Raw genomic sequence first — 26,149 nt, forward strand, 5'->3', positions numbered from 1 at the left:
TAAGTTAGCTCACTGCTCAGCATCGCAAAGACACAAGTTGGCACTCTTATTAACTAGTGCCCAAGTAGAATTGAACGTTAATTGTTTTTTTATTTAAGGCGACAAGGAGATTTCCCGACTCATGGCAGGCTCACCCAACGCATCCAACATGGTGGTCGGGCTGGACATTGGAACGTCCAAGGTCGTCGCGATCGTCGGTCAGCCGACCGACGACGGTGGAATTGAAATTGCAGGTATTGGCTCGCATCCTTCGCGGGGCATGAAGCGCGGCGTGGTTATTAATATTGAGTCGACCGTGCAATCAATCCAGCGCGCCGTTGAAGAAGCCGAACTGATGGCAGGCTGCGACATTCATTCTGTCTATGTCGGCGTGGCTGGCAGCCACATCAAATCGATGAATTCCGATGGTGTGGTGGCCATCAAAGAGCGTGAAGTGACGCCCTCGGATATCGAGCGAGTGATTGACTCGGCGCGCGCGCGCGCTGTTTCAGAAGGGCAGCGCGTTCTGCATGTGCTGCCCCAGGAGTTTTCAATCGACGCTCAAGGCGGTATTCGCGAGCCCCTGGGTATGTCGGGGGTTCGCCTTGAGGCGCAGGTTCATTTGGTAACCGCCGCCCTCAATGCGGTACAGAACATTGAAAAGTGTGTACGCCGCTGTGGTCTGGATGTAGATGCCATTATCCTCGAGCAACTGGCGTCCAGCATGGCCGTGCTGACCGAGGACGAGCGCGAGCTGGGTGTCTGCATGGTCGATATCGGTGGAGGAACAACCGATATGGCGATTTTCACCGAAGGTGCCATTCGCCATACGGCGGTGATTCCTATTGCCGGCGATCAGGTCACCAACGACATTGCGATGGCGTTGCGGACCCCGACACAGCACGCTGAAGAGATCAAGGTAAAGTACGCTTGCGCGCTGACTCAGTTAGCGGCAAGCGACGAAATGATCAAGGTACCTAGCGTAGGTGACAGGCCGGCTCGGGACCTTTCCCGGCAAGCCCTGGCCGAAGTAGTGGAACCACGCTATGAGGAACTGTTTACGCTGGTCAGAGACGAGCTGCGTCGCAGCGGCTATGAGGACATGGTCGCTGCCGGTATTGTGCTGACGGGCGGTACGTCACGTATGGAAGGCGTGGGCGAGCTGGCTGAAGAGATTTTTCATATGCCCGTTCGCATTGCGTGTCCACAAAATGTCAAAGGGTTGTCAGACGTAGTACGCAACCCTATCTATGCAACGGGTGTGGGTTTACTGCATTATGCACTGCAGGAATCCCGCCATGGGCATGGTCGAGAAAGTCAACGGGGAGTCATCCCTGTGCACAAGGGGCGTACTGACGTCTCCCGGCGTGACGTCAAGGATGGCAGTGCAGCGCTGGCAAGAATCAAAGGCTGGTTCAAAGGAAATTTCTGACAGGGCCGCAAGCGCGGTTCAGGAGACGGGGCTTATGTTCGAATTGGTAGATAGCGCACCCTCGAGCAGTGCGGTCATCAAAGTGGTTGGCGTTGGCGGCGGTGGTGGCAACGCAGTTAACCACATGGTCGAAAGCAACATCGAAGGCGTCGAGTTCATCTGCGCCAACACCGATGCTCAGGCATTAAAGCGGGTATCCGCTAAGACGGTTCTGCAGCTTGGGGGTGAAATCACCAAAGGCCTGGGTGCGGGAGCTAATCCGGATGTCGGTCGTCAGGCGGCGATGGAAGATCGTGAGCGTATCGCTGAGCTTCTCAATGGCGCTGACATGGTCTTTATCACCGCTGGTATGGGCGGTGGTACAGGTACCGGTGGTGCGCCTGTCGTCGCGCAGGTGGCCAAGGAATTGGGTATCCTGACGGTGGCGGTGGTGACGCGCCCCTTCCCCTTTGAAGGGCCCAAGCGGATGCGCGCGGCAGAAGAGGGCATGAAAGAGCTCTCGGAGCATGTGGATTCGTTGATCACCATTCCCAACGAAAAGCTGCTCTCTGTTCTAGGCAAAAATGCCACCTTGTTGACCGCCTTTAGCGCAGCCAACGATGTGCTGCTGGGGGCTGTCCAGGGCATTGCCGAGCTGATTACGAGCCCGGGCATTATCAACGTCGACTTTGCCGACGTGCGCACGGTGATGTCCGAGATGGGCATGGCGATGATGGGCACCGGCGGTGCGACAGGTGAAAACCGCGCCCGCGAAGCCGCTGAAAAGGCTATCCGCAGCCCGCTGCTGGAAGATATCGATCTGCACGGCGCCCGCGGCATTCTGGTCAATATCACGGCAGGTCCTGATCTATCGATTGGCGAATTCAACGACGTGGGCGCCACGGTTCAGGAATTTGCCTCCCAGGAAGCGACGATCGTCGTGGGAACTTCCATTGATATGGAAATGTCAGATGAGCTGCGTGTAACGGTGGTGGCGGCAGGCCTGGATGGTGGTCAGCCTAAAGCGGCTACCCGCGAGCCGGCTCGCCGGACGGCGGAAACCTCTGCAGATTACCGCAAGCTGCAACAGCCGACGGTAATGCGCCAGCAGGCAAGCAGCCGTGCCGAAGCTGCCGAAAGCACACCTGCACGCCCTGAAAAGCGTCGCGCTGCGGATGCTGACGACTACCTGGACATCCCCGCGTTTCTTCGCCGCCAAGCGGATTGATACAAGCTATCAGGTTCATGCTACCGCTAAACGAGAGTTTTATTGGTCAAAACTCTCGTTTGCTGTTAAAGTGAACACTGTTTGATAACTTTCATCCCTTGCGGTTATCCCCGTTATTAGAGTTCGACCACTGCCCATGATCAGACAACGCACCTTACAAAATATCATTCGTGCCACCGGAGTGGGTTTACACTCGGGTAAAAAAGTTCATCTGGCTTTGCGTCCGGCGCCCGCTAATACGGGGATTGTGTTTGTCAGAACGGACCTGGAGCCAATGGCCCAGGTGCCTGCCCGCGCAGCGTTGGTTGAAGATACCAAGCTGTGTACTGCACTCAGCTATCAGGGTGTCAAAGTCGCGACTGTCGAGCATTTGATGTCGGCGTTTGCTGGATTGGGCATCGATAATGCGTATGTCGATGTTAGCGCCCCAGAAGTGCCTATCATGGACGGCAGTGCAAGCCCGTTTGTCTTCCTGATTCAATCGGCGGGTATTCTGGAGCAGGAAGCAGCCAAGAAATTTATTCGTATCAAGCGTCCGATCAGCGTGACAGAAGACGATAAAGAAGCGACCTTCCTGCCGCATCAGGGGTTCAAGGTTTCTTTTGCCATCGACTTTGATCACCCGGTGTTCGACCAGCAAAAGCAAACGGCACTGATCGACTTTTCGACGACCTCCTTCGTTAAAGAAGTCTCCCGTGCGCGTACCTTCGGGTTTATGCGCGATCTCGAATTCTTGCGCTCGAACAACCTGGCATTAGGTGGAAGCCTGGATAATGCCATCGTTGTCGATGACTATCGAATCGTCAATGAGGGCGGGTTGCGCTACGAAGACGAGTTCGTCAAGCACAAGGTGCTGGATGCCATTGGTGATCTGTACCAGCTAGGTCATAGCCTGATTGGCGAGTTCCGTGGCGTAAAGTCGGGTCACGCATTGAACAATCAATTATGTCGCGAGTTACTGGCTCAGCCCGATGCCTATGAAATTGTCACCTTTGAAGAAGAGCAGGCCGTGGCGCCGATTTCCTACTCGGCACCTGCCATGGCGTAGTCAGTCTTGTTCGCCTGATTGACTGCTCGAAAAACGCACCGCCATGGCGGTGCGTTTTGTTTTGTGGGTCAGTCTTCATGGCTGGGTTCGTTGCTGGCTTCATCCGGTGCGTGGGAGGCCAGTCGTTCCAAGGCCCGCTTGAGGGCAGGGTGGTCGGTGTCTTCGGCACATTGGCTGAGCGTATTGCCGGCTGAACGCGACAGAGAGCGGGTGTTGCGTAAAGGTGGCTGGATGGTCCTTACAGGACGCACCTTGAAGGTAAATCCGGTGACGCCCTCGAATCCCGGCAACTGATGAATAAGGCTTAGCAAGCGGTCCTGTTCGTAGCGCAGCCAAGTTAGCCATTGGGCCTGGCCGCTAATCAATGTCAAGCGTCCGTCTCGGAATCCGCCAACATAAATATGCTCACGCATTGCCTCGGGCAAGTGGGCCTGCAAATGCCGTTGTGCCTGATCAATAAGTGCTGAGAGGCGCATAAGCTTGCCGATATCGCCCGACTTGCCCATCAGACGGCTGATGGGCTGGGCCTGAGATCGCTTAACCTTTATACTCATACGCTTGATTCCTAAGGTATCGCTTATTGCCCTATGCATGGGGACTTTACCTTTACATAGGTGCCTTATGTAGATGCTTTCTGGCAAAGGTGATGTCGGGCACACGTCAGGTTGCCCGATCCTTAAAGCCTAACACGCTCAGGAGTTTGTCCACAGCATGTCGCAAGCGTTGAACATTGCCTCGGTATTGCCTCGGCGTCAGCGTCGCCATAGTCTGGCGCGCTGGTGGCTGGCAGGCCTGTTGGTCGGCTGTTTATTGCCGACTAACCTGACCTATGCAGAAGCGCTGCGGGGTGGTGAGCGCAGCGTCGTGGCGTGTATTTGGGTGCCTGCCGTCTTGCGCGCACGGACACGCTTGATGGCAACCCGGCGTCGCGCTATGCGGCGCCTCTGGGTCGTGTTGAAGCCCTTAACATCACCTAGACCTTTCGCATTCAAGCGGTTTGTTAGTGTGCTAGTGGCCGCACATGATGTGTTCAGCCGTCGTGGCCCCCCTCAGAATTCCCCGTTTTACCGCTGAAAAATCAGTCAACCTTCTTCATTTATGGAACGGGGTGGCCCTGTCAAGGGCGCCCGCGGTTAGTTGGAAACTACATGATCAATAATTTATTACGTAAGGTCGTCGGTTCAAAAAATGACCGTGATGTGAAACGCATGCTCAAAAGCGTGCAGCACGTTAATGCGTTGGAAAGTGAGTTCGAGGCATTAAGCGATGCCGAACTGCAGGGCACAACGGCGACACTGCGTCAGCGACTGGCGGACGGTGAGTCGCTGGACAGCTTAATGCCGCAAGCCTTCGCGATGGTCCGTGAAGCCAGCAAACGCGTCATGGGGATGCGTCACTTTGATGTGCAGATGGTCGGCGGGATCACCCTGCATCGCGGCCGTATCGCCGAAATGAAAACCGGCGAGGGTAAGACCCTGGTGGCGACCCTCGCCGTTTACTTGAATGCGCTACCGGCGAAAGGCGTTCACGTCGTGACAGTGAATGATTACCTGGCCCGCCGTGATGCTGAATGGATGCGCCCGCTTTATGAGTTTTTAGGGCTCACTGTCGGGGTTATTTTCAGTGGTCAGACCAGTGCTGAAAAGCGTCATGCGTATCACTGTGATATTACCTACGGCACTAACAACGAATTTGGCTTTGACTATCTGCGCGATAACATGGCCTTTTCGCTTGAAGATAAAGTCCAGCGTGACTTGCACTACGCGATTGTCGATGAGGTGGATTCGATCCTGATCGATGAAGCCCGTACGCCGCTGATTATTTCAGGCGCTGTCGACGAGAATACCGACCTTTACAAAGTGGTTGATCGCCTGTCGCAGCAGTTGGAAAAAGGCGAAAAGTCCGAGGACGACGAAACGCCGGTCACGGGGGATTTCGTCCTCGAGGAAAAGCAAAAACAGGTCGAACTGACCGAGCAGGGCCACAACAAGGTCGAAGCGCTCATGCGTGAGGAGGGGCTGCTGGGGGAAGATGACTCCCTCTACGCGGCTCAAAACCTCAACCTGCTCCAGCACATGCACTCGGCGTTGCGGGCTCGTCATCTTTACCATCTCGACGTGGACTATATGGTCGCCGACGATCAGGTGGTGATCGTTGACGAACACACCGGCCGTTCCATGCCGGGGCGGCGTTGGTCAGAGGGTCTGCACCAGGCTGTCGAAGCGAAAGAAGGCGTCACGGTTCAGCGCGAGAGCCAGACTCTTGCCTCGACCACCTTTCAGAACTACTTCCGCCTCTACGACAAGCTCGCCGGTATGACCGGGACGGCCGATACCGAGGCCTTTGAATTCCGCCAGATTTATGGGCTTGATGTGGTGGTGATTCCCACCAATCGGCCGTTGACGCGTAAAGACCTCAATGACCTGGTCTACCTGAGCGCGGAAGAGAAGTACGAAGCCATCATTCAGGATGTCAAGGTGCAGACCGAGGCGGGTCGCCCTGTGCTGGTGGGTACGGCCTCCATCGAAACCTCCGAATACATTGCGCACCTGATGCGCGAGGCCAAACTCGCGTTCAACGTTCTCAATGCCAAGCAACACCAAAGTGAAGCCGAGATCATTGCCCAGGCGGGGCGTCCTGGGGCGGTAACGATCGCCACCAACATGGCGGGCCGGGGTACCGATATCGTGCTGGGTGGTAACTGGGAAGCTGAAGTGGCCAAACTGCAGCAGCCCAGCCAGGCGCAGATTGATGCCCTGAAAGCAGAATGGCAGGAGCGTCACGACGCCGTTCTGGAAGCCGGCGGTTTGCACGTGATCGGCTCCGAGCGCCACGAGTCGCGGCGAATTGATAATCAGCTGCGCGGCCGTGCCGGGCGCCAGGGTGACCCAGGGTCCACCCGTTTCTTCCTGTCCCTCGAAGACAGTTTGATGCGACTGTTCGGCTCTGACCGCGTCAAGCGTCTGATGCAGGCGATGGGCCTGGAGCGTGGCGAAGCCATCGAGCACAAGATGGTCTCCAATGCCGTTGAGCGAGCGCAGAAAAAAGTCGAGGGGCGCAACTTCGACATTCGTAAACAGCTCCTTGAATACGATGATGTGGCCAACGACCAGCGCCGGGTCATTTATCAGCAGCGTAACGATATCCTGGCGGCGGATAACGTGGCAGACGCTGTTGCGGGTATCCATGAAGAAGTCATGGAAGACGCCATCAGCGACTTTGTTCCGCCGCAAAGCCTGGCGGAGCAATGGGACCTGCCGGGCCTGGAAGCGCACCTGAAAACCGAGTTCAACCTGGATGCGCCGGTGGTCGAATGGGCAGAAGCGGATCAACGCTTCAACGAAGAGAAGCTGCGTGAATGCCTGCACACCATGCACCGCGAAGCCTACGCTGCGAAAATCGACGCCGCCGGTGAAGCGCTTATTCGCCGGTTTGAAAAGCAGGTGATGCTGCAGGTTCTCGATACCCGCTGGAAAGAGCACCTGCAATCCATGGACCACCTGCGTCGCGGTATTCACCTGCGTGGCTATGCGCAGAAAAATCCCAAGCAGGAATACAAGCGTGAAGCGTTTGAGCTTTTTCAGCAATTGCTGACTAACATCAAGGCAGACGTGACGCGGATTCTCAGCCATGTACAGGTGCGCCAGCCGGAAGAAGTGGAAGCCCTCGAGCAGAAGCGTCGTGAAGCGCTGGAACGTGAAAAAGCCACTGCCGCCAGTCGCCATGATGACCCGGACTCTGCCGCGGCCGAGGATACCGACGCGCCTAAAGAGGCGCCTGGCGCCGACGGCCGTCCCGTTCGTCGCGAGGGCCCCAAAGTGGGGCGCAATGACCCCTGTCCTTGCGGATCAGGCAAAAAGTATAAGCAGTGTTGCGGTAAACTCGACTAAGTGCAAAAGCCACGTTTAAGGAGAACTACATGGCGGTAGGATCGATGCCTTTCCCTTCTATGCCGACCCTTGACGGGGTGCGTTTGGGTTCGGCCATGGCCGGGATAAAAAAGCCAGACCGCCGTGATGTCGTGGTTATTGAGTTGCCCGAGACCTCGACGGTGGCGGGGGTGTTTACCCGTAATGCCTTCTGCGCCGCTCCGGTGAAAGTGGCAAAGGAGCACCTTCAGCGTAGCGCTGAAAACGGTCAAGTCCCTCGTTTCTGGTTGATCAATACGGGCAATGCCAATGCAGGCACCGGCGACACAGGCCTTAAGGACGCTCAGAACAGCTGCACGTCAGTTGCTGAGCAGGTGGGTGCCAATCCTTATGCCGTGCTGCCGTTTTCCACGGGCGTGATCGGCGAGCCAATGCCCATGGCACGCTTTCTGGACGGCATTCCTGTGGCGCTTGGCGATTTGGCAAGTGATGGTCAAGCTTGGCAAAACGCGGCTGAAGGTATTTTGACCACCGATACACGTCCCAAGGGGGCGAGCGTGACCTTGGCGATCGGAAACCGGGAGGTTGTCATCAACGGGATCGCCAAGGGCTCGGGCATGATCAAGCCTAACATGGCCACCATGTTGGGCTTTGTAGTGACGGATGCGGGAATCGATCAGGCATTGCTGGATCGCCTGCTGCGCGAAACGGTCGACCGCTCGTTCAACTGTATTACCGTTGACAGCGATACCTCGACCAATGACGCCTGCATGCTGGCGGCAACCGGCACGGGGGTGCGTATTGAAAGCGATGCGCATATCGAGATATTCCGCAACGGCTTGCAGCGGGTAATGACGGAATTGGCGCAGTCCATTATTCGCGATGGTGAAGGTGCGACCAAGTTTGTCACCTTGCAGGTCGAGCAGGCGCGTAGCCGCCAGGAAGCGCTTGATGTGGCCTTTACCGTTGCCCACTCTCCGTTGGTCAAGACGGCACTTTATGCGTCCGATGCCAACTGGGGACGTATTCTTGCCGCCGTTGGTCGTGCGCCAGTCGATGCGTTTGACGTTGAAAAGGTCATCATCGAGCTTGGCGATGTGCGCCTGGTGGAAAACGGCGGTCGAGCGGCGGGGTATACGGAAGAAGCCGGTAGCCAGGTGATGGCCAACGATGAGATTACCATCCGCATTTGTCTGGGGCGGGGTGACGATAGTGCCACAGTGTGGACGTCGGATCTCTCCCATGACTATGTATCGATCAACGCTGATTATCGTAGCTAAGCGACAAACTATCGTCGCTCCCTCGACGTCAATAGATCTTAACGTAGCGATATAACACCACTATCGCTCAGCGGGTGTGCACACAGTGGATAGAGATGCAATGAATATCATGGTTAAACGACGGGTTCATGTGGCAGCCGCTGCCATTATCAGTGCTGACAAGCAGCAGGTGTTAATTGCCAGGCGGCCTTCGAATGTTGATCACGGCGGGTTATGGGAGTTTCCCGGCGGCAAGCTGGCCCCCTACGAAACCGGGTTGGAAGGCTTGAAGCGGGAGTTACACGAAGAGCTGGGTGTCGAAATTGTCAATGCGCAACCATTAATCCGAGTGCATCATGAGTATTCGGATAAGCATATACTGCTCGATGTCTGGCAGGTGCATGCCTTTGCCGGTGAACCTTTCGGTCGCGAAGGCCAGGCCGTTCGCTGGGTCCCCATGGAGGAACTGGTGAACTACCCGTTCCCGGCGGCAAATTTGCCTATCTTGCGGGCTGTCATGTTGCCGACTGAATACCTGATTACCGGTGAAGAAGCCGATGAAGCCCGTTTTGAGGCGTCACTCACCCGGGCGTTGAGCGAAGATGGTATTCGCCTGGTGCAGCTACGTGCCAAGCAGTTAACGCCGGAGGCCTATGTGGCAAGGGCTGAGCGTGCACTCGCCCTTTGCCATGAGGTCGGTGCTCGCTTGCTGCTCAATGGCGATCCGTCGCTGCTCGATCAGGTGGATGCCGACGGTATTCACCTGACCAGCGAGCGTCTTATGCAGCTTGAGCGTCGGCCAATTGCGGAAAATAAATGGCTATCGGCGTCGACCCATGACCCCAAGCAGTTGGAACAGGCTGCCTCGCTAGGCTGTGACTTTGTCTCGCTATCGCCGTTGCGCACCACGCCGTCGCACCCCGACGTAGCCCCCATCGGCTGGCATGATTTTCAGCAGTGGGTGGAGCACGCCGGCATGCCGGTCTTTGCGTTGGGCGGCATGACGCGTTTTGATGCCAATCACGCCCGGGCTGTTGGCGCCCAGGGGATTGCCTCCATCCGCGATTTCTGGAAGTAAGGAAGTAAGGAAGTAAGCAGGGCATGAAAAACGCCTGTCTGGTTAATCCCAGGCAGGCGTTTTGCTTAACAACAGAAGAGCATCAGGCGCCTAGTCCCTGAAGCGTCGGGTCAGCTCGCCATACGCATCGATACGGCGGTCACGCAGGTAAGGCCAGATACGCCGCGTGTTCTCGCTGCGTGCCATATCGACCTCCACGACCAGCTGTTCTGTCGTCTCTCCCGCGCTCGCCAGCAGTTCACCCTGCGGGCCACAGACAAAACTGCCTCCCCAAAACTGGATGCCCGCACCCACGGTATACGGGTCGGCCTCAAAGCCAACGCGGTTGGCGACGACCACGGGTAATCCATTGGCGACACCGTGAGCGCGCTGGATGAGCGTCCAGGCGTTCTGCTGACGAGCCTTCTCGGCATCGTCGTCGTTGGGATCCCAGCCGATGGCGGTGGGGTAGAGAAGCAACTCGGCGCCGGCAAGAGCCATCAGTCGCGCGGCTTCGGGGTACCACTGGTCCCAGCAGACGAGCACGCCCAGGCGGCCGAGCGACGTATCGATGGGAGTGAACCCTTCATTGCGCGCGGCGTCGTGATCGCCTGGGGTGAAATAGAATTTCTCGTAAAACCCGGGGTCGTCGGGGATATGCATCTTGCGATAGTGCCCCACCCGGCCCTCGGCGCGGTCATATACCACCGCGGTATTGTGATAAAGACCGGGCGCCCGGCGCTCGAACAGGGAGCCGACGAGTACGATGTCCAGTTCCTGGGCCAATTCAGCGAGCCGTTGGCCCGTGGGTCCGTCCAGCGGCTCGGCCAGATCGAACACCGCAGGGTCTTCGTACTGGCAGAAATAGTGCGTGGCATGCAATTCCTGGAGCAATACCAGCTGAGCCCCTTGCTGCACAGCGTTGCGAATGCCCGCTTCACTGGCATCCAGGCTTTGGGTTTTATCGGGCCAGGCTTGCTGTTGGACGATGCCAACGGTGACGGGGCTTTTCATGATGATTCCTCAGCGGTCTGATGAGCAGTGGCGAGCGTGCCTCTGGGGAGCTGCATGGTTAAACAATGCAGGCTGCCGTGTTGGCGAATGACGTGACTGCACTCAATGGGAATAAGCGTATGTTCGGGAAAGGCGACCGCCAGAGCGTTCAGCGCGATAACGTCGGCGGGGTCCCCGTAGGTGGGAACCAGTACAGCGCCATTGATGATCAAAAAATTGGCGTAAGTGGCTGGCAAGCGGCGACCATCGTCGGGTGCATAGCAGGCCTGAGGCCAGGGCAGCGGAATTAGCCGATAGGGCTCGCCATTTCGCTGCCGAAACGCCTGCAGCTCCTGCTCCATCGCTTGCAGGGCTGGGTAGTGAGGATCCGTCGGGTCGTCACAGCGCACATAGGCGATTGTCGTCGGGTTGCAAAAACGCGCCAGGGTATCAATGTGGCTATCCGTGTCGTCGCCTTCCAGATGGCCATGGGCCAACCACAGCACGCGATCTATCCCTAAGTCTTTCTCAAGCTGTTGTTCCAGTTGATGCCGCGTCATCTGCGGGTTGCGATTGGGATTAAGCAGGCAGGCCTCGGTGGTGAGCAAGGTGCCGTCGCCGTCCGTCTCAATCGCGCCTCCTTCCAGCACTAGCTCGCGGCGGCTTACACAGCAGTTCCAAACGCCTTCTTCGGCAAGCCGGTGGGTCAACTGGTTATCGCGGTCAGCAGGAAATTTACCGCCCCAGCCGGTAAAGGTGTAATCCAGCAGTTGCAACGCCCCCGTTTCATCGGCGACGGTAATCGGCCCGTGATCGCGTGCCCAGGTGTCGTCGCTGGGCGCGACGCACAACAGTAACTGACCTTCGGGTACCCCGTAGGCGTCGAATGTCGCTGCCAGACGTGTGCGCGTGGCATTGTCAGGCACGCTGATGAGCACTCTTTGATAGCGGCTCACGGCGACGACAATACGCTCAAGTGTGCCTTCAATGCCACCCAGGAGCGCCTGCCAGTCGCCCTCCGGGCGTGGCCAGGTGAGTTGAATGCCATCTTGAGGATGCCACTCGGGTAATAAACGGTAGGTCGAAGTGATCAACGTAAAGCTGCTCGCAGCGAAGTTAAAAGAGAGCGCGCCTGGCGCCAGTCGAATCGGCGCAATGTAGGGGCTGGCGCGAAAAGTTGCAAGTATAGAGAATCATGAGGGAACGCTGGCGGCTGATGTGCCTCTAAAGCCCGCTTATACATATGCAGCGATGCTAAAAAAACCGTACCATGAGCGCTGACTTATAAGGAATGACGCCATGCTTGATCGTTTGCCTTTTTTGGTGGGGCTGCGCTACGTGCGCGCTAAACGCCGAAACCATTTTATTTCGTTTATATCGCTGACCTCCATGCTGGGACTGATGCTGGGCGTGGCGGTACTGATTCTCGTTCTGTCGGTAATGAACGGGTTTGACCATGAGCTGCGTACCCGAATTCTGGGCATGGTGCCGCATGCCAAAATCGAAGCCCGTGATGGCATGGTGGAGTGGCAGTCGCTGGCCGAAAAGATTATGCAGCGTGACCGCGTTGAGGGGGTCGCCCCCTATGTCGAACAGCAGGGCATGTTCTCGGTTGGCGGCAACAATGAAGGCGCCATGGTCAACGGTATCCACCCCGACTGGGAAGATAAGGTATCGATTATTGGCGACCACATGCAACGAGGTGAGTTAAGTGACCTGGTGCCGGGCGAATGGAACGTGGTGCTGGGGTCGATGTTGGCCCGACGCCTGGGCGTCGGTGTGGGTGATCGAGTGACATTGCTGGTTCCTGAGGCCTCGATTACCCCGGCGGGCGTATTTCCGCGTCTCAAACGCTTCACCGTGAGCGGTATCTTTAGCGTTGGCGCTGAGCTTGACGCTAACTTAGCTTACGCTAATATCGAGGACATGCAGACGCTTGGTCGTCTTGGTGATGCGATCGGGGGGCTGCGTCTTGAGCTGGACGACCTGTTTGTCGCCGGTAGCGAAACACAGGCTATCCTCAATGAACTGGGCCCCGGCTATCGAGGCAGCGACTGGACCTATTCACAGGGCAATCTTTTCCAGGCAATCCAGATGGAAAAACGCATGATTGCGCTGTTGTTGACGGTCATCATTGCGGTCGCCGCCTTTAATATTGTGTCGACCCTGGTCATGGTCGTCACCGACAAGCGGGCTGACATCGCCATACTGCGAACCATTGGTGCCACGCCGCGTTCGATCATGGGCATTTTTATCGTGCAGGGGTTGGCTATCGGCTTGATCGGGATTGCCGTGGGCGTCGCTGTCGGTGTGTTGCTCGCCTTGACGATTTCCGATCTGATCGGCTGGGTCGAGGGTTTCTTGAATATTAAATTCCTCGACGCAGGGGTCTACTTCATCAGTGATTTGCCGTCGCGTTTACACTTTGAAGATGTTCGAAACATTGTGCTGGCTGCCTTTGGGTTGACGTTCTTATCAACGTTATACCCGGCTTGGCGAGCCGCTAGTGTCCAGCCTGCGGATGTGCTGCGCTATGAATAAGGATGCCAACATGTCTGAGACGACATCGAATCAAGCCCCTGTAATGCTTAAATGCGAAGGGTTGACTCGCACTTACAGTGAAGGGCCGCAGGATTTAACCGTCCTCGATACCCTTGACCTTCAAGTGCATGCGGGCGAGCGCGTTGCCATTGTGGGTAGCTCAGGGTCGGGCAAGACGACACTGCTAAATTTGTTAGGTGGATTGGACCGGCCCACTAAAGGCGATGTCGTGATCGCGGATCAACCCCTGGCGGGTCTGAATGAGACGGCGCTGGGGCGCTTTCGCAACCGTTATATCGGCTTTGTCTATCAGTTCCACCACTTGCTGGCAGAGTTCACGGCGGTAGAAAACGCCGCGCTGCCGTTGATCATTCGCGGGCAAGCGAAAAAAACGGCCGAGCAGCGCGCCATGCAGATTTTGTCACGGGTGGGTATGCAGGACAGGGCCGATCATAAGCCGGGTGAATTATCCGGCGGGGAGCGCCAGCGGGTGGCCATTGCCCGCGCGCTGGTCACGGATCCCAGCTTGGTATTAATGGATGAGCCTACGGGGAATCTGGACCAGACCACCGCCGCCACGATTCTGGCGCTAATGGATGAGCTGGCGCGCGAAAGCGCCTGCGCCTTCGTGATTGTCACCCACGACATTGGCCTGGCGGGGCACCAGGATCGGATGATGAAACTGGATGGTGGAAAACTCGTACAGCAGCCTTAATCGTCGAATTCTGCTTCGACACGGGCCCGCCGCTGCCGCCTTTTTTGGCGGCGGCGCTTCCAGTGATGGGAAACGTGCCAGCGCCAGATCAAGCGGACGGCAATATTGGCCATTACCGCCAGGACCAGGGCTGACACCAGGGAGCCCAGCAGCAGGGCAGGCATGATGTTATGCATTTGTTCGGCCAGCCATTGTGTCGAAAGGCGGGAAGGCGCCTCACGTGCAGGCGTATCCAGAAAAAAGGTACCAATCCAATAGTTACCGTAAAAAAATAGCGGCATTGTCAGTGGGTTGGTAATCCACACCAGGCCCACCGCAAGAGCAAGGTTGCAGCGGCTGAAGCGAGCACCTATGGCCGCTACCACCATTTGGCAAGGAATCGGCAGCATGGCGCAGAAAAGCCCCACGCTGAACGCATTGGCGACGCTGCGTCGCGTCAGTTGCCACAAACGCGGGTCGGCAATCAGTGGCGCCATGAAACGCAGCGACCGCTGACGCTTTAGCGTATCGGGCCTGGGCATATAGCGTTGAAAGAAACGGCGAGGCATGTCGGACACTCTTGCCTGTGAATGCCGCCCATTATCCATAAGGGACAGGGTTTCGGCTACGCCAAGGCGGTGATGAGGCGGTGCCAGGGAGGGCAATATGCGCATTGGGCTTGCGATGCCGGTTGCAGTGGCCGTGATGGCGGGAGCTGTTCTTGGCAGTTGGCTAGGACCCGCCTGTAATACGCTGTGGCTGACCTCTGCGCTGGGCATTTTGCTGCTTGTCCTGGCGACAGTGCGTTTGCGCTATTGCCTCTGGCTGGCAATCGTCTGTTGGGGGGTGGTGGCCATCCAGTCCCAGTGGGCACGGCAATTACCCGTCGGCCTCTCCGGCGAGGATGTTCGGGTTGAAGGGCGTATTATTCAGACCCAGCAGATAAGCGGTGGCCTACGCCTGTTATTGCAGGTGGAGCGCTGTGAGGCACTGGATCTTCGGCCAGACTGCGAGCGCCTGCAAAGGGTTCGGGTCAGCGCATACGCCCTGGAGCCGCCGTTGCCTCAACCAGGCGAGCGCTGGATGATGACGCTGCGTTTGCGCCCGCCCAGCGGTTTTATGAACCCCGGTGCTTTCGACTATGCCCACTGGCTATGGCGCGAAGGTATCGATGCGACCGGCTATGTCCGACAGGAACCATCGGCTCAGCGGTTAACCGCTGCCTCGTTCTCACTACGTCAGCAAGCGCATGCCATGCTGGAAGAACAGCCGCTTTCGCCGCGCACCCGGCGTTGGCTGGCGGCGCTGACATTGGGGCTGGGAGACCAGCTCACCCAGAGTGACTGGAAGCTGCTCAACGCCAGTGGCACGACCCATCTGGTCGTGATCTCCGGTTTGCATGTGGGGTTGGTGGCGTCTTTTGTTTTGCTGTTGGCGCGCCAGGCAGCACGCTGGATAACGCCGGGTAACTGGCGCCTGCGAGCGTGGCCCTGGTGGCTATCGGCTGCAGCGGCCCTTGGTTATGCGCTGCTGGCGGGTATGGAGCCGCCGGCCATGCGCGCCATGATCATGAGCGTTGTGGGTCTCTGGGTGTTGAGTGGTCGCCACGCGCCGGGCCCCTGGCAAGGCTGGTGGCTGGCATTGGCCGCCGTATTGGTGATCGATCCCGTTGCCCTTTGGCGACCCGGGTTATGGCTATCGTTTGTGGCTGTTGCCTGGCTCATCATCATTTGGCAAGGCAGGCCACGCCCCCAAGGCCTGCGTGGATGGTGTTGGGCCGTGCTGCGGTCCCAATGTCTGCTGGCACCGTTGATGGCGGCGGCGGTGCTTGTCGCGTTTGGCCGGGTAGCGCCGACGGCTCCCCTGATTAATCTTGTCGCCGTCCCCTTTATGAGCCTTTTCATGGTGCCGCTGGCGTTGTTGGGTTGGTTGTTGACGCCAGTGCCTTACGCGTCGACAGCGGCCTGGTGGTTGTTCGAGCAGGGGTTGGGTGGCTTTTACAGTGCCTTGGAGATGGCAGTGGTGCACTGGCCGCTATGGGAGCCGCCGCGCTACCTGCAACTGCCATGGGCATTGGGGCTTCTTGTGATGGCGTTATGCTGGGGGTTGCCCGGCACGGCCAGGTGGCTCAAGCGAGGGGCGCTTACCATTGTCATGTTGGTGCCTTTTTGGCCAGCGTCTCCTCGCCTCTCAGGCGATGACCTGCTTATCACCGTTTACGATGTGGGGCAGGGTCAACTGATAGAGCTGCGTAGCACCCATCAGCGGATGCTTGTGGACACGGGGCCGCGTTATCGCTCGGGGTTTATGCCCCTTGAAACCCTATGGCCGCCGGAGCAGCACTTCGATCTGGTGCTTGTCAGCCATAGCGATAGTGACCACGCAGGGGGCGTGCAGGCGCTCCGCGACCAGCACCAGGTGGAGGAATGGCGTGCGCCTGCCCTGGAACCCCTTGCGGTGCAACGTCTTGACTGTCAACGGGGTGACGAGTGGCAGCGTGATGGCGCGCATTACCGCGTATTGTGGCCCAACGCGGACCAGGGTGAATCCTCGCCCAATGACCGGTCGTGCGTGCTGTCGGTTCAGGTGGGCCAACAGCAGGTGTTAATCACCGGCGATGTCGGCCGTCAGGTCGAGCGGCGGTTGATCGGAGATCTTAATTCACCCGTTACGGTACTGGTCGCTGGACACCACGGCAGCGCCTCGAGTTCGGGGCTGCAGTTCGTGCGGGCGGCCGATGCCCGGCATGTTATTTTTAGTGCCGGGCGCGATAACCCCTTTGGCCATCCCAATGACGACGTTGTGCGGCGTTTTCGTGAGCAGGGGAGCTGTTTATGGAATACCGCGCAAGATGGTGCCATCCAGTTACGCCTCTCACCCGGTGCCTCGCTTGAAATAAATCCCCTGCGGGAGTCGACGCCTCGACAGCGGTGTTGATGCGCAGCGCCATCAGGTAGAATTCCCCCACTGCACGCTATTGCTTAGGAGCTCGTGTGACTGAATCAGGCTGGGTCCTCTATAAACGTTTATTAAGCTATGTAAAGCCGCACTGGCGTGCCTTTAGCCTGGCGCTGGTGGGCTTTGTGATTTATGCCGCGTCAAGCACGGCGCTGGCGGAAATGATGAAACGCCTGATTGACGGCATTCAAGACCCCGACGCCTCGTTCCGGCTTTTCCTTCCGTTATTTGTCATCATCATGTTTTCCGCGCGGGGCATCGGAACCTTTCTGAGTACCTACTTCATGGCGTATGTCGGGCGTTATGTGATCCATACGCTGCGTTGCGATGTCTTTGCTCACATGCTCCACCTGCCGGGCATGTTTTTTGATCATCACTCCAGCGGTCACCTGGTGTCCCGGGTTACCTACCATGTGGAGCAAGTTGCGGGAGCCGCGACCAAGGCGTTTACCATCCTGCTACGTGAAGGCTTGTTCGTCATTGGCCTGCTGGGCTATTTGCTATGGACCAACTGGATGCTGACGCTGCTGTTTTTGGGCGTCACACCGATTATTGCAGGCGTGGTGAGCTACGCCAGCAAGCGCTTTCGCAGGCTTTCCAAGCGTATTCAGCACTCCATGGGCGACGTGACCCATGTGGCCTCCGAAGCGCTTTCGGGTCACCGGGTGGTTCGCACCCATGGCGCGGAAATGTATGAAAAGCAGCGTTTCGAGCGCGTCAGCGAAGAGAACCGCCGACAAAGCATGAAGGAAGCGATGACGCGCGCCATCAGCTCACCGGTGATTTTGATTCTGGTGGCGATCTCGATGGCCATTCTTGTCTGGCTGGCCATGGCACCTTCACTGATGGCCAGTATGACGCCGGGTGAGTTTGTCGCCTTTATTACCGCGGCCGCCCTGATGATCAAACCGGTTCGTCAGCTGACGGAAATCAACAGCGAGATCCAGAAAGGGATTGCCGCCGCCTCTGAACTGTTCGGCCTGATGGACGTAGAACCCGAAAGCGATAGCGGTACGTATCGGGTCGAACGATTGGCGGGTCGCGTCAAGCTTGAAAACGTCAGTTTTCGCTATGCCGATGATCAGCCCTATGTTCTTCAAGATATCAATCTTGATGTGGCAGCCGGCGAGATGGTGGCGATTGTAGGGCGGTCCGGCAGCGGCAAGTCGACCCTGGTGAGCTTGCTGCCGCGCTTTTACCATGCCAGTGAGGGGGACATCACCATCGATGATGTGCCACTGGACGATTATGCGTTACGCCCCCTGCGTCAGCAAATGGCACTGGTCTCCCAGCAGGTTACGCTGTTCAATGCCTCGATTACCGAGAACATCGCTTACGGCGTGGATAATCCGGACCCTGCGGCGGTCAAGTCGGCGGCTGAAGCCGCCTATGCAGATGAGTTTATCGACCAGCTTCCCCAGGGCTATGACACGGTGGTAGGGGAAAACGGTGTGATGCTGTCAGGCGGTCAGCGCCAGCGGTTGGCCATTGCGCGGGCGATATTCAAGGATGCCCCGTTACTGATTCTGGATGAGGCCACCTCCGCCCTGGATACCGAATCAGAGCGTTACATCCAAAAGGCGCTCGAAGATGTCTGCCAGGGTCGCACGACCCTGGTGATTGCCCACCGGTTGTCTACCATTGAGCGCGCCGATCGGATTATCGTCATGGATCAGGGACGCATTATTGAGCAGGGCAGTCATCAAACCCTGCTGGCGGCAGGCGGTGCCTACGCGGCGCTGCACCAGCTGCAATTTCAGGAGCCCCAGTGAAGCTTGCCGACCGCTGGCTTGTGGGTGCCTACCAAGGTAGCTGCTGGCTATGGCCTTTGCGGCCCTTGGGTAAGCTATATCAATGGCTGATGCAGCGACGGGCGCGCCAGTTTCAGACTGGCAGGCGACGCGCATGGCGGGCGCCGGTGCCGGTCATCATTGTGGGTAATATCACCCTGGGCGGTACGGGTAAATCCCCGCTGGTGGCATGGTTGGGTAACCGGTTGGCAGCGCAAGGCTGGTCGCCGGGTATCGTGTCACGCGGCTATGGGGGGAGTGCCGAACGCTACCCACTGCGGGTAACGCCGACCACGCCGGTAAGCGAGAGCGGCGATGAGCCGCTGATGCTGGCCCAGCAGACGGGGCTTCCGGTCATGGTCGACCCACAGCGTGCCCGAGCGGTGGAGGCACTTGTCCAGGCGGGCTGCGATCTGATTATCAGCGATGATGGCTTGCAGCATCTCCACCTGGCGCGCGATATTGAATTGGTGGTGATTGATGGCGCACGTGGACTGGGAAATGGTCATTGCCTGCCGGCCGGCCCGCTGCGTGAACCGCCAGACCGGTTGAAGAGTGTCGATGCCGTCATCGTGAATGGCGTCAACACTTGTGAGTTGCCGGTAGCGGCCGTCAAGATGCACCTGGGGCCATGCAGCTGGCGCCGACTTGACGATGGTCAGCGGTTTCCGCTGGCACCGCTGCCGTTTGAAGCCCCGGTGAACGGGCTGGCTGCCATTGGTAATCCCCAGCGTTTTTTTGCGGCATTGACATCACTGGGGGTAACAGGCGAGTGGCATCCGCTGGCGGATCATCAGCCGTTGACCGAGACATTGCTGAACCAGTGGAGAGGGCGTCCGCTGGTGATGACCGCCAAGGATGCCGTGAAATGTCAGGCGTTCGCCCCGCCGGATAGTTGGGTTCTCGATGTGGAAGCCGTGCTTCCACCTGATTTTGAGCATTGGCTGACAGGCAAGCTGTCAGCGCTTACATGAGACAGGAGAAACGCTCATGGATAAGGAACTGCTGGCAATGTTGGTCTGCCCGCTGTGTCAAGGCAAGTTGCATTTCGACCGCGAGGCCCAGGAGCTGCATTGTGTTTACGATGGCCTGGCCTATCAGATTGAAGACGGCATTCCGGTGATGTTGCCGGAGGCGGCGCGTGCGCTGGATGTCGATGAAAAACTTCCTCCGTCACCAGGCCGCAAAGGAGAGGGGTGAATGGCATTGTCGTTTACCGTGGTGATTCCCGCCCGTTATGGTTCGAGCCGATTACCGGGCAAGCCACTGCTGGATATTGCGGGAGAGCCGATGATTGCCCATGTCTGGCGACGCGCCTGCCAGAGCCGCGCCAGCCGTGTCGTGGTGGCCACCGACGATGCACGTATTCGGACGGCCATGGAGCCTTACGGCGCCGAGGTCGTCATGACACGCGAGGACCATGCTTCCGGAACCGACCGGCTGGCCGAGGTTGCCGACCAGTTGGTGTTGGATGAGTCGGCGCTGGTGGTCAATGTCCAGGGGGACGAACCCTTGATTCCCCCGGCGCTGATCAATCAGGTGGCCGAGCGTTTGGCGGACGATGATCAGGCCTCCATCGCGACACTGGCGGAACCGATTGCGGATATCGATGCACTGTTCAACCCCAATGTCGTCAAGGTGGTGCGTTCATTTCAGGGGCGGGCGCTGTACTTTTCCCGGGCACCGATTCCCTGGGATCGTGAACATTTTTCGCAGCCGCCTACGGGGCTCAATACCGATGCGTGGCTACGCCATATCGGCCTCTATGCCTATCGAGTCAGCTTCCTGCATGCCTATTGCGACTGGCCTGCATCAAGCCTCGAGCAGCTCGAGCAGCTCGAGCAGCTGCGCGCACTGCAGTATGGCCATACGATTCAGGTTGCGTTGGCCTGTGATTTGAACCCGGCCGGGGTCGATACCGCTGAAGATCTAGCCCGTGTGCGCGCGTTATTGGCGCCAACACAGCAGAAGGAGTGAATCGTGAAGGTGCTGTTCGTTTGCTTAGGTAATATCTGCCGCTCGCCAACGGCTGAAGGCGTGTTTCGCCGCGCGCTGGCGCGCGCCGGATATCAGGATCGCGTGGTCGTCGACTCCTGTGGCGTGGGGCGTTGGCATGTAGGCAATGCGCCCGACCCGCGTGCGCAGGCAGCGGCAGAACAGCGAGGTATCGATATCAGCGGTTTGAGGGCTCGCCAATTGCAAGCTCAGGATTTCGCTGACTTCGACTATGTGCTGGGGATGGATCGCGACAATCTTCGCGCGATGCTCGCCATGAAACCTGCGCACGCCAATGCCCATGTGGGGCTGTTTCTGGACTTTGCCGACCTGGCGGAAAGCGAGGTACCGGACCCTTACTACGGTGGCGATGAAGGCTTCGAGCGGGTGTTCAACCTGCTTGAGACTGCTGCCGAAGGTCTGGTTGAGCATATCCAGCGTGAACACTGAAATGAGCACAGTGTCAGTCCAGCGAGAAGTCGATCTGAGTGATGCCAATACGCTGCGTCTCCCGTGTGTGGCCGAACGGTACGCGGCGCCTCGCACGCTGGCTCAATTGCAGCAGGTGCTTGCCCAATCCAGACAAGAAGGGTGGTCGGTAACCGTGCTGGGCGGCGGTAGTAATGTGCTGTTGCCAGCCCGGCTCAGCGGCATCGTGCTTCGACCATTGCTTGAACAGTGGTGGCTTCAAGCGCGGGGCGATCAACTGTTTGTTCATGTGGGCGCGGGCGTGAACTGGCACCGACTGGTCATGTCTCTGGCAGCATCCGGGGTATGGGGCACCGAAAACCTCGCCCTGATACCTGGTGATTGTGGCGCAGCCCCGGTGCAAAATATCGGTGCCTACGGGGTAGAGCTGGCGGATAGGCTCGACGCGGTGCAGGTGGTTGATCGGACGACCGGGGAGGTGCGCTGGTTGAGCCGCGATGCCTGCCAGTTCGGCTATCGCGATAGTATCTTCAAAGGCGCACTGGCGGAAACGGTCATTATTACCCGGCTGGTGCTGCGACTGTCCCGTGAGCCCCTGGTCACGCTGGGCTATGGGGACTTGGCAACAAGGGTGCCGGCGTCACCTACGCCGCTGGCAGTGGCCAACGCAGTATGCGACATCCGCCGTGAAAAGCTACCGGACCCTGAAGAACTGGCCAATGCGGGCAGCTTTTTCAAAAACCCGTTTGTGACCGATCAACTGGCCGCGACGCTACGCCAGCGCTACCCTGAGATGCCCTGTTTTCCTCAAGGTAACGGGCAAACGAAGCTGGCAGCAGGTTGGTTAATTGACCAGTGCGGCTTAAAAGGATTTCGTCAGGGGGCGTTTGCGGTTCACGAGCGTCAAGCGCTGGTACTGGTCCATTTCGGCGGCGGGAACCGCCAGGGCCTGCTGGCGTTGGCCAATACGGTCGCTGAGCGGGTTGCTGAACGCTTTGCTGTCAGGCTAACCCCGGAGCCGCGTCTGATCACGGGATGATCCGTTTCGGTTGCACACAAAAACGCCCCGCCGTTAACAACGGCGGGGCGTTTGTTTTGGTGCCGCTCGGCTGACTTGGTCGTTAGTCGGCGTTCTTGTCGTTAGCCTGCTGCTTGCGTTTCTCGCGCGGGTCATTATGTGCCCGGCTGCGACGACGGCGCGGTTTTGCGGCTTCTTTAGCCACTGCTTCGCTGTCGGGCGCTGCTTGCTGCGCAGGTTGCGACGGCGTTTCAGCCGCTGGTTCCGTGGCTGGTGCCTGCTCATGCGAGGTTTTCACAGCAGTGTCTTTTTCAGTAGCGCCTGGCTTAGCAGGGCTATCTTCGACTTCCGCTTCAGGACTCGCTTTAACAGGTTCTTCAGCACTTACTTCAGGTGCGTTTTCTTCAGAAGTGCTTTCTTGAGAAGCGCTTTGCTCAGGTGCCTTCTCCGACGCCTCGGGCGCTGACGCGGCTTGCTCGCCATCGTTGTCCTGCGGCGTCTGCGCTGTCGGCTGCTCGCTTACCTCAGCCGTTTCGTCGCTGGCGGCTGGCTTAGAGGCGGCCTCTGAGGTGTTGTCCTCAGGCGCGTCTGTACCGGCAGTTGGGGCGGCAGTCTGCTCCGGCGCTGTTGTTGAAGACGTGTTAGCACCCGCCTGATCAGCGACGGGGTCAGCCTTGGGCGTCTGTTCCGTTACCGATGCCTGGGCTGCTGGCGCTTCGGCGGCCTCGGAGGGGGTGGAAGCCTCCTCCTCTGATACAGTCGCTTGGTCTTGTGACGGCACTGCGTCAGTGCCTTCATTCGATGCCGTATCGCCACCTTTCGAACGCGAATTGCGCTTTGGCTGACGCCGTTGCTGAGTCGACTTGCGGGCCTTGGCCGCATTATCGGCAGGGCTTTCAGCCGTTGTGGTTGGCGCCTCGTCGACTGAATCAGCGATGCTATCTACTGAAGAGGAGGTTGCTTCCTGTTCAGCGGGCGGTTGCTTGGCCGTGTCCGCTGGCGCAGCGGCCGTTGGCTGAGTTGCCTGCGATGCAGTCTCGGTGGTCGCGTGGTTATCTGCTTGGCGCTCGTTGCCGTTGCCTGTCACCGCGTCATTTGATGCATTATCCGACTCGCTGGGGGCCTTGGCAGCCTCTTCCTGAAGTTTTAGCTGCTCGGCTTCGGCCTTCGGATTGATGGCCTGCTGACGCGTGCGCTGGCGCGGGTTATTACGCGTGCGCTTGGGCTTGCCGTCATCCTGCTTGGCCGTCGGCGTATCGGCGTTGGCCTTGGCAGCGTTTTTGGTGTCGCTGGCATTCGCGTCACTGGCATTGCGAGAGGTGTCACGGTTCGACTCGCGACGGGCTTTGGGGGGTGCGCTTTTGCCTGCTGTATCGCTGTCGCTGCCCTTGGCAGAACTTGCCTGAGCAGTGTCCTTCTGACGGTTTGGCTTTTTGTCATTGCCCTGTGCGCTGTTGCCATCATCTTGCTGGGGATGGCGGCGACGGTTGCGGGTCCGGCTTGGGCCGTTACGCTTTTCGTCGGTCTCGTTGCCGGTACTGCGCTGGGCATTGCCCGTATTGCTCTTGGCCGCACTATCGCTGCGCTGCCGGTTGGGTTGCGTCTCTTCACGGCGAGCGGAGGGTGTGCGTTCGGTTTTGCGCGGCGCGGCTGGTTCTGACGGCTTCTTGGTCTGGTCAGTGGGCGTGGGGCGCTGTTCATCGCTACCCAGCCATTTGGCAACGCCGCGCATGAAGCGACCCAGCATGCTGGCATCGCTGGTGTTGCTTTCAGGTGCCGGGCTTTCCGGGCTTGGTTCATGCTGCAACGAGGCAGGAGCAGGGGCGTTGTGGGCAACGCTTTTAACCGCCGCTTCAGCCCGCTGGGCAGGGGGGACAAAGCTTGGCGCCGGTTCTTTGCCGATGTCGCTCTCCGTGGACAGCTCAAAGCTTGAGAGCGTTTGGCTGTCGTCTTCGTCGAGGTGGTCATCACGGAGACGCTGCACATCGTAATGGGGGGTATCCATTTCCGGGTTGGGCAGCAGAACGACGCGAACGCCCTGGCGGGATTCGATGTCGGCCAGCACACTACGCTTTTCGTTAAGCAGGTAGGTTGCCACAGGGACTGGCAAGATAGCCCGTATTTGCGCGCTGCGCTCTTTCATGGCCTCTTCTTCGATCAGGCGCATGATGGATAGCGAGAGCGAGCGGACATCGCGAATGGTGCCTTGACCGTTGCAGCGCGGGCAGACCACGCCGCTGGTTTCGCCCAGTGAAGGACGTAGCCGCTGACGTGACATTTCCATCAGGCCAAAGCGAGAGATGCGGCCGATTTGTACCCGTGCCCGGTCAAGCTTGAGGGCATCGCGCATACGATTTTCAACTTCACGCTGGTTGCGGGCGGGCCCCATGTCGATAAAGTCGATGACCACCAAGCCGCCAATGTCGCGCAGGCGTAGCTGACGAGCGATTTCATCGGCGGCTTCTGAATTGGTTTGCAGCGCGGTTTCTTCAATATCGCTGCCACGTGTGGCGCGGGCCGAGTTGATATCGATGGATACCAGGGCTTCGGTATGGTCGATAACGATCGATCCACCGGACGGCAGTTTGACTTCGCGCTGGTAGGCCGTTTCGATTTGCGATTCGATCTGGAAACGCGAGAACAGCGGCACTTCATCGGCGTAAAGCTTGATCTTCTGCTGGTAAGACGGCATCACCTGACGAATGAAGGCGAGCGCTTCTGCGTGTATCTCGGGGCTGTCGATCAAGACTTCGCCGATGTCCTGGCGCAAGTAGTCCCGCATCGCGCGAATGATTACGTTGGATTCGCGGTAGATAAGGAAGGGGGCGGCGCGTTTACCCGCTTCGGTAGTGATCGACTCCCATACCTGAACGAGGTAGTCCAGGTCCCATTGCAGTTCTTCAGGGCTCCGGCCGATGCCAGCGGTGCGCACGATCAGGCCCATTTTATCGGGTACGGTAAGGTGGCCCATGGCCTCTTTCAATTCGCTACGCTCGTCGCCTTCGATACGGCGTGAGATGCCGCCGGCGCGCGGATTGTTAGGCATCAGCACCAGAAAGCGCCCGGCCAGACTGATGAAGGTGGTTAACGCTGCGCCTTTATTGCCGCGCTCTTCCTTATCGACCTGGACAATGACTTCCTGGCCCTCTTTGAGTACTTCCTTGATGCTCGGACGGCCGGAAACATCCTTGATGAAATATTCCCGCGAGATTTCCTTTAACGGTAGAAAACCATGACGTTCGGCGCCGAAATCAACGAAGGCTGCTTCCAGTGAGGGTTCAACACGAGTGATCTTGCCACGATAAATATTGGCTTTTTTCTGCTCTCTTGCGCCGGACTCGATATCCAGATCATACAACCGTTGTCCATCAACCAGAGCGACGCGCAGCTCTTCAGGCTGGGTCGCATTGATTAGCATTCTTTTCATAATGTCTCGCATAGCGTAGCGTGCCGACGAACCACCTTGGGGGTGATGTGGCGAACCGCTGGGTGCTGCGTGCTTGTGCTCGGCGCATAGCGATGCTGACGCATTTTACCAGGACGGCATGATCGCCGACCTGGCTAATTAGGCGTTGAGTACGTGGCGGAGGCAAGACATGTTTCGGTGGCTGTCACGTCCATCCGGCCCTGCTGACACCGCCAACACCTGGCATTCATCGATTCACCAACACCGTCATCGGCACGGTGTTGAACTTTGTCGTCTTAAGCAGGCAGCGCGTTGTGACGTTTCAGCCTGGCTACTTAGGACGTGGCGTTTTAAGCGATTGCCCACCGTTCAGGGTTGGGCACAATCTTGTCTGCCGTATGGAAAACGGGCGGCAGAGTTACTGCATTTTTTTACGGCGAGGGGTGGGTAATGCGTACACTGAACCACGCCTCT

At 58.3% G+C, this 26,149-nt stretch carries 21 protein-coding genes; 16 read left to right on the top strand and 5 right to left on the bottom strand.

Annotation, left to right across the window (positions count from 1 at the left end):
- The first annotated feature begins 121 nt into the window (after positions 1 to 121).
- The 3 genes from ftsA to lpxC all read left to right on the top strand — a co-directional run bounded on the left by ftsA (position 122) and on the right by lpxC (position 3,666).
- Positions 122 to 1,411: a cell division protein FtsA gene (gene ftsA / locus QC816_RS04510; protein WP_066321059.1), complete on the top strand. Its 1,290-nt coding sequence runs from the start codon at positions 122 to 124 to the stop codon at positions 1,409 to 1,411.
- A gap of 34 nt (positions 1,412 to 1,445) precedes the next feature.
- Entirely contained in the window at positions 1,446 to 2,618 is a 1,173-nt protein-coding gene (ftsZ, locus tag QC816_RS04515; protein ID WP_085918019.1) for a cell division protein FtsZ, read from the top strand.
- Positions 2,619 to 2,754: 136 nt separating this feature from the next.
- Positions 2,755 to 3,666, top strand: coding sequence for a UDP-3-O-acyl-N-acetylglucosamine deacetylase (gene lpxC, locus QC816_RS04520; protein WP_253021803.1), 912 nt, complete (start codon positions 2,755 to 2,757; stop codon positions 3,664 to 3,666).
- A 68-nt stretch (positions 3,667 to 3,734) separates the two neighbouring features.
- On the opposite strand, the gene QC816_RS04525 is transcribed toward lpxC, so the two are convergent.
- Positions 3,735 to 4,220: a DUF721 domain-containing protein gene (locus QC816_RS04525; protein ID WP_085918021.1), complete on the bottom strand. Its 486-nt coding sequence runs from the start codon at positions 4,218 to 4,220 to the stop codon at positions 3,735 to 3,737.
- Positions 4,221 to 4,377: 157 nt separating this feature from the next.
- Here QC816_RS04525 and QC816_RS04530 point away from each other — a divergent pair, with 157 nt between their 5' ends.
- From QC816_RS04530 to QC816_RS04545, 4 genes are all read left to right on the top strand, one after another.
- Entirely contained in the window at positions 4,378 to 4,740 is a 363-nt protein-coding gene (locus QC816_RS04530) for a hypothetical protein (RefSeq protein ID WP_309781185.1), read from the top strand.
- 74 nt (positions 4,741 to 4,814) lie between these two features.
- The gene (secA, locus tag QC816_RS04535; protein ID WP_309781188.1) at positions 4,815 to 7,556 is read left to right on the top strand and encodes a preprotein translocase subunit SecA; all 2,742 of its coding nucleotides are present in this window, start codon (positions 4,815 to 4,817) and stop codon (positions 7,554 to 7,556) included.
- 29 nt (positions 7,557 to 7,585) lie between these two features.
- Positions 7,586 to 8,815 (top strand): bifunctional glutamate N-acetyltransferase/amino-acid acetyltransferase ArgJ, encoded by a 1,230-nt coding sequence (gene argJ / locus QC816_RS04540; RefSeq protein ID WP_268901475.1) that lies wholly within the window; start codon positions 7,586 to 7,588, stop codon positions 8,813 to 8,815.
- A 100-nt stretch (positions 8,816 to 8,915) separates the two neighbouring features.
- Positions 8,916 to 9,872: a Nudix family hydrolase gene (locus QC816_RS04545; RefSeq protein ID WP_233337222.1), complete on the top strand. Its 957-nt coding sequence runs from the start codon at positions 8,916 to 8,918 to the stop codon at positions 9,870 to 9,872.
- A 90-nt stretch (positions 9,873 to 9,962) separates the two neighbouring features.
- On the opposite strand, the gene QC816_RS04550 is transcribed toward QC816_RS04545, so the two are convergent.
- Both QC816_RS04550 and QC816_RS04555 read right to left on the bottom strand, forming a co-directional pair.
- The gene (locus tag QC816_RS04550) at positions 9,963 to 10,865 is read right to left on the bottom strand and encodes a carbon-nitrogen hydrolase (protein ID WP_309781192.1); all 903 of its coding nucleotides are present in this window, start codon (positions 10,863 to 10,865) and stop codon (positions 9,963 to 9,965) included.
- A complete protein-coding gene (locus QC816_RS04555; protein WP_309781193.1) occupies positions 10,862 to 11,938 on the bottom strand; it encodes an agmatine deiminase family protein in 1,077 nt (358 codons plus the stop codon). Before QC816_RS04555 ends, QC816_RS04550 begins: the two co-directional genes overlap by 4 nt.
- A gap of 205 nt (positions 11,939 to 12,143) precedes the next feature.
- On the opposite strand from QC816_RS04555, the gene QC816_RS04560 reads away from it, so the two are divergent.
- The gene (locus tag QC816_RS04560) at positions 12,144 to 13,385 is read left to right on the top strand and encodes a lipoprotein-releasing ABC transporter permease subunit (RefSeq protein WP_199283453.1); all 1,242 of its coding nucleotides are present in this window, start codon (positions 12,144 to 12,146) and stop codon (positions 13,383 to 13,385) included.
- Between the two features lie 10 nt (positions 13,386 to 13,395).
- Entirely contained in the window at positions 13,396 to 14,100 is a 705-nt protein-coding gene (locus QC816_RS04565; protein WP_085918027.1) for an ABC transporter ATP-binding protein, read from the top strand.
- Here QC816_RS04565 and QC816_RS04570 read toward each other — a convergent pair.
- Positions 14,097 to 14,648 (bottom strand): DUF2062 domain-containing protein, encoded by a 552-nt coding sequence (locus QC816_RS04570; RefSeq protein ID WP_199283452.1) that lies wholly within the window; start codon positions 14,646 to 14,648, stop codon positions 14,097 to 14,099. The two genes, QC816_RS04565 and QC816_RS04570, sit on opposite strands and share 4 nt — an antisense overlap.
- A gap of 97 nt (positions 14,649 to 14,745) precedes the next feature.
- Here QC816_RS04570 and QC816_RS04575 point away from each other — a divergent pair, with 97 nt between their 5' ends.
- From QC816_RS04575 to murB, 7 genes are read left to right on the top strand one after another with little or no spacing between them, the layout of a single operon-like run.
- Positions 14,746 to 17,016 (top strand): DNA internalization-related competence protein ComEC/Rec2, encoded by a 2,271-nt coding sequence (locus tag QC816_RS04575; protein ID WP_309781195.1) that lies wholly within the window; start codon positions 14,746 to 14,748, stop codon positions 17,014 to 17,016.
- A gap of 56 nt (positions 17,017 to 17,072) precedes the next feature.
- The gene (gene msbA / locus QC816_RS04580; protein ID WP_309781197.1) at positions 17,073 to 18,809 is read left to right on the top strand and encodes a lipid A export permease/ATP-binding protein MsbA; all 1,737 of its coding nucleotides are present in this window, start codon (positions 17,073 to 17,075) and stop codon (positions 18,807 to 18,809) included.
- Complete coding sequence (lpxK, locus tag QC816_RS04585) at positions 18,806 to 19,801, top strand: tetraacyldisaccharide 4'-kinase (protein WP_085918031.1); 996 nt, start codon at positions 18,806 to 18,808, stop codon at positions 19,799 to 19,801. The genes msbA and lpxK overlap by 4 nt, the downstream gene beginning before the upstream one ends.
- A 16-nt stretch (positions 19,802 to 19,817) precedes the next feature.
- A complete protein-coding gene (locus QC816_RS04590; RefSeq protein ID WP_085918032.1) occupies positions 19,818 to 20,027 on the top strand; it encodes a Trm112 family protein in 210 nt (69 codons plus the stop codon).
- Positions 20,028 to 20,804 carry a 3-deoxy-manno-octulosonate cytidylyltransferase gene (gene kdsB / locus QC816_RS04595; RefSeq protein WP_309781200.1) on the top strand — a complete coding sequence of 259 codons (777 nt, stop codon included), beginning with the start codon at positions 20,028 to 20,030 and terminating at the stop codon, positions 20,802 to 20,804. It begins immediately after the preceding gene.
- Positions 20,805 to 20,807: 3 nt separating this feature from the next.
- On the top strand, positions 20,808 to 21,272 hold the full coding sequence (locus QC816_RS04600; RefSeq protein ID WP_085918034.1) for a low molecular weight protein-tyrosine-phosphatase: 465 nt from the start codon (positions 20,808 to 20,810) through the stop codon (positions 21,270 to 21,272).
- Position 21,273: 1 nt separating this feature from the next.
- The gene (gene murB, locus QC816_RS04605; protein ID WP_085918035.1) at positions 21,274 to 22,290 is read left to right on the top strand and encodes a UDP-N-acetylmuramate dehydrogenase; all 1,017 of its coding nucleotides are present in this window, start codon (positions 21,274 to 21,276) and stop codon (positions 22,288 to 22,290) included.
- An 82-nt stretch (positions 22,291 to 22,372) separates the two neighbouring features.
- Here the strand turns inward: murB and rne are convergent, their stop codons facing one another.
- Complete coding sequence (rne, locus tag QC816_RS04610; RefSeq protein ID WP_309781201.1) at positions 22,373 to 25,696, bottom strand: ribonuclease E; 3,324 nt, start codon at positions 25,694 to 25,696, stop codon at positions 22,373 to 22,375.
- Positions 25,697 to 26,149: the final 453 nt, after the last annotated feature.

It is taken from the genome of Vreelandella janggokensis (assembly GCF_031451615.1).
GTDB classification, from domain to species: Bacteria; Pseudomonadota; Gammaproteobacteria; order Pseudomonadales; family Halomonadaceae; genus Vreelandella; species Vreelandella janggokensis.

Excerpts from the sequence above, each read along its gene's own strand:
- QC816_RS04570 (WP_199283452.1), bottom strand. The coding sequence starts at position 14,648 with ATGCCTCGCCGTTTCTTTCAACGCTATATGCCCAGGCCCGATACGCTA.
- QC816_RS04530 (WP_309781185.1), top strand. The coding sequence starts at position 4,378 with ATGTCGCAAGCGTTGAACATTGCCTCGGTATTGCCTCGGCGTCAGCGT.
- argJ (WP_268901475.1), top strand. The coding sequence starts at position 7,586 with ATGGCGGTAGGATCGATGCCTTTCCCTTCTATGCCGACCCTTGACGGG.
- rne (WP_309781201.1), bottom strand. The coding sequence starts at position 25,696 with ATGAAAAGAATGCTAATCAATGCGACCCAGCCTGAAGAGCTGCGCGTC.
- QC816_RS04575 (WP_309781195.1), top strand. The coding sequence starts at position 14,746 with ATGCGCATTGGGCTTGCGATGCCGGTTGCAGTGGCCGTGATGGCGGGA.
- QC816_RS04590 (WP_085918032.1), top strand. The coding sequence starts at position 19,818 with ATGGATAAGGAACTGCTGGCAATGTTGGTCTGCCCGCTGTGTCAAGGC.
- kdsB (WP_309781200.1), top strand. The coding sequence starts at position 20,028 with ATGGCATTGTCGTTTACCGTGGTGATTCCCGCCCGTTATGGTTCGAGC.
- ftsZ (WP_085918019.1), top strand. The coding sequence starts at position 1,446 with ATGTTCGAATTGGTAGATAGCGCACCCTCGAGCAGTGCGGTCATCAAA.
- ftsA (WP_066321059.1), top strand. The coding sequence starts at position 122 with ATGGCAGGCTCACCCAACGCATCCAACATGGTGGTCGGGCTGGACATT.
- QC816_RS04545 (WP_233337222.1), top strand. The coding sequence starts at position 8,916 with ATGAATATCATGGTTAAACGACGGGTTCATGTGGCAGCCGCTGCCATT.
- QC816_RS04525 (WP_085918021.1), bottom strand. The coding sequence starts at position 4,220 with ATGAGTATAAAGGTTAAGCGATCTCAGGCCCAGCCCATCAGCCGTCTG.
- QC816_RS04565 (WP_085918027.1), top strand. The coding sequence starts at position 13,396 with ATGTCTGAGACGACATCGAATCAAGCCCCTGTAATGCTTAAATGCGAA.
- murB (WP_085918035.1), top strand. The coding sequence starts at position 21,274 with ATGAGCACAGTGTCAGTCCAGCGAGAAGTCGATCTGAGTGATGCCAAT.
- QC816_RS04560 (WP_199283453.1), top strand. The coding sequence starts at position 12,144 with ATGCTTGATCGTTTGCCTTTTTTGGTGGGGCTGCGCTACGTGCGCGCT.
- lpxC (WP_253021803.1), top strand. The coding sequence starts at position 2,755 with ATGATCAGACAACGCACCTTACAAAATATCATTCGTGCCACCGGAGTG.
- secA (WP_309781188.1), top strand. The coding sequence starts at position 4,815 with ATGATCAATAATTTATTACGTAAGGTCGTCGGTTCAAAAAATGACCGT.
- QC816_RS04550 (WP_309781192.1), bottom strand. The coding sequence starts at position 10,865 with ATGAAAAGCCCCGTCACCGTTGGCATCGTCCAACAGCAAGCCTGGCCC.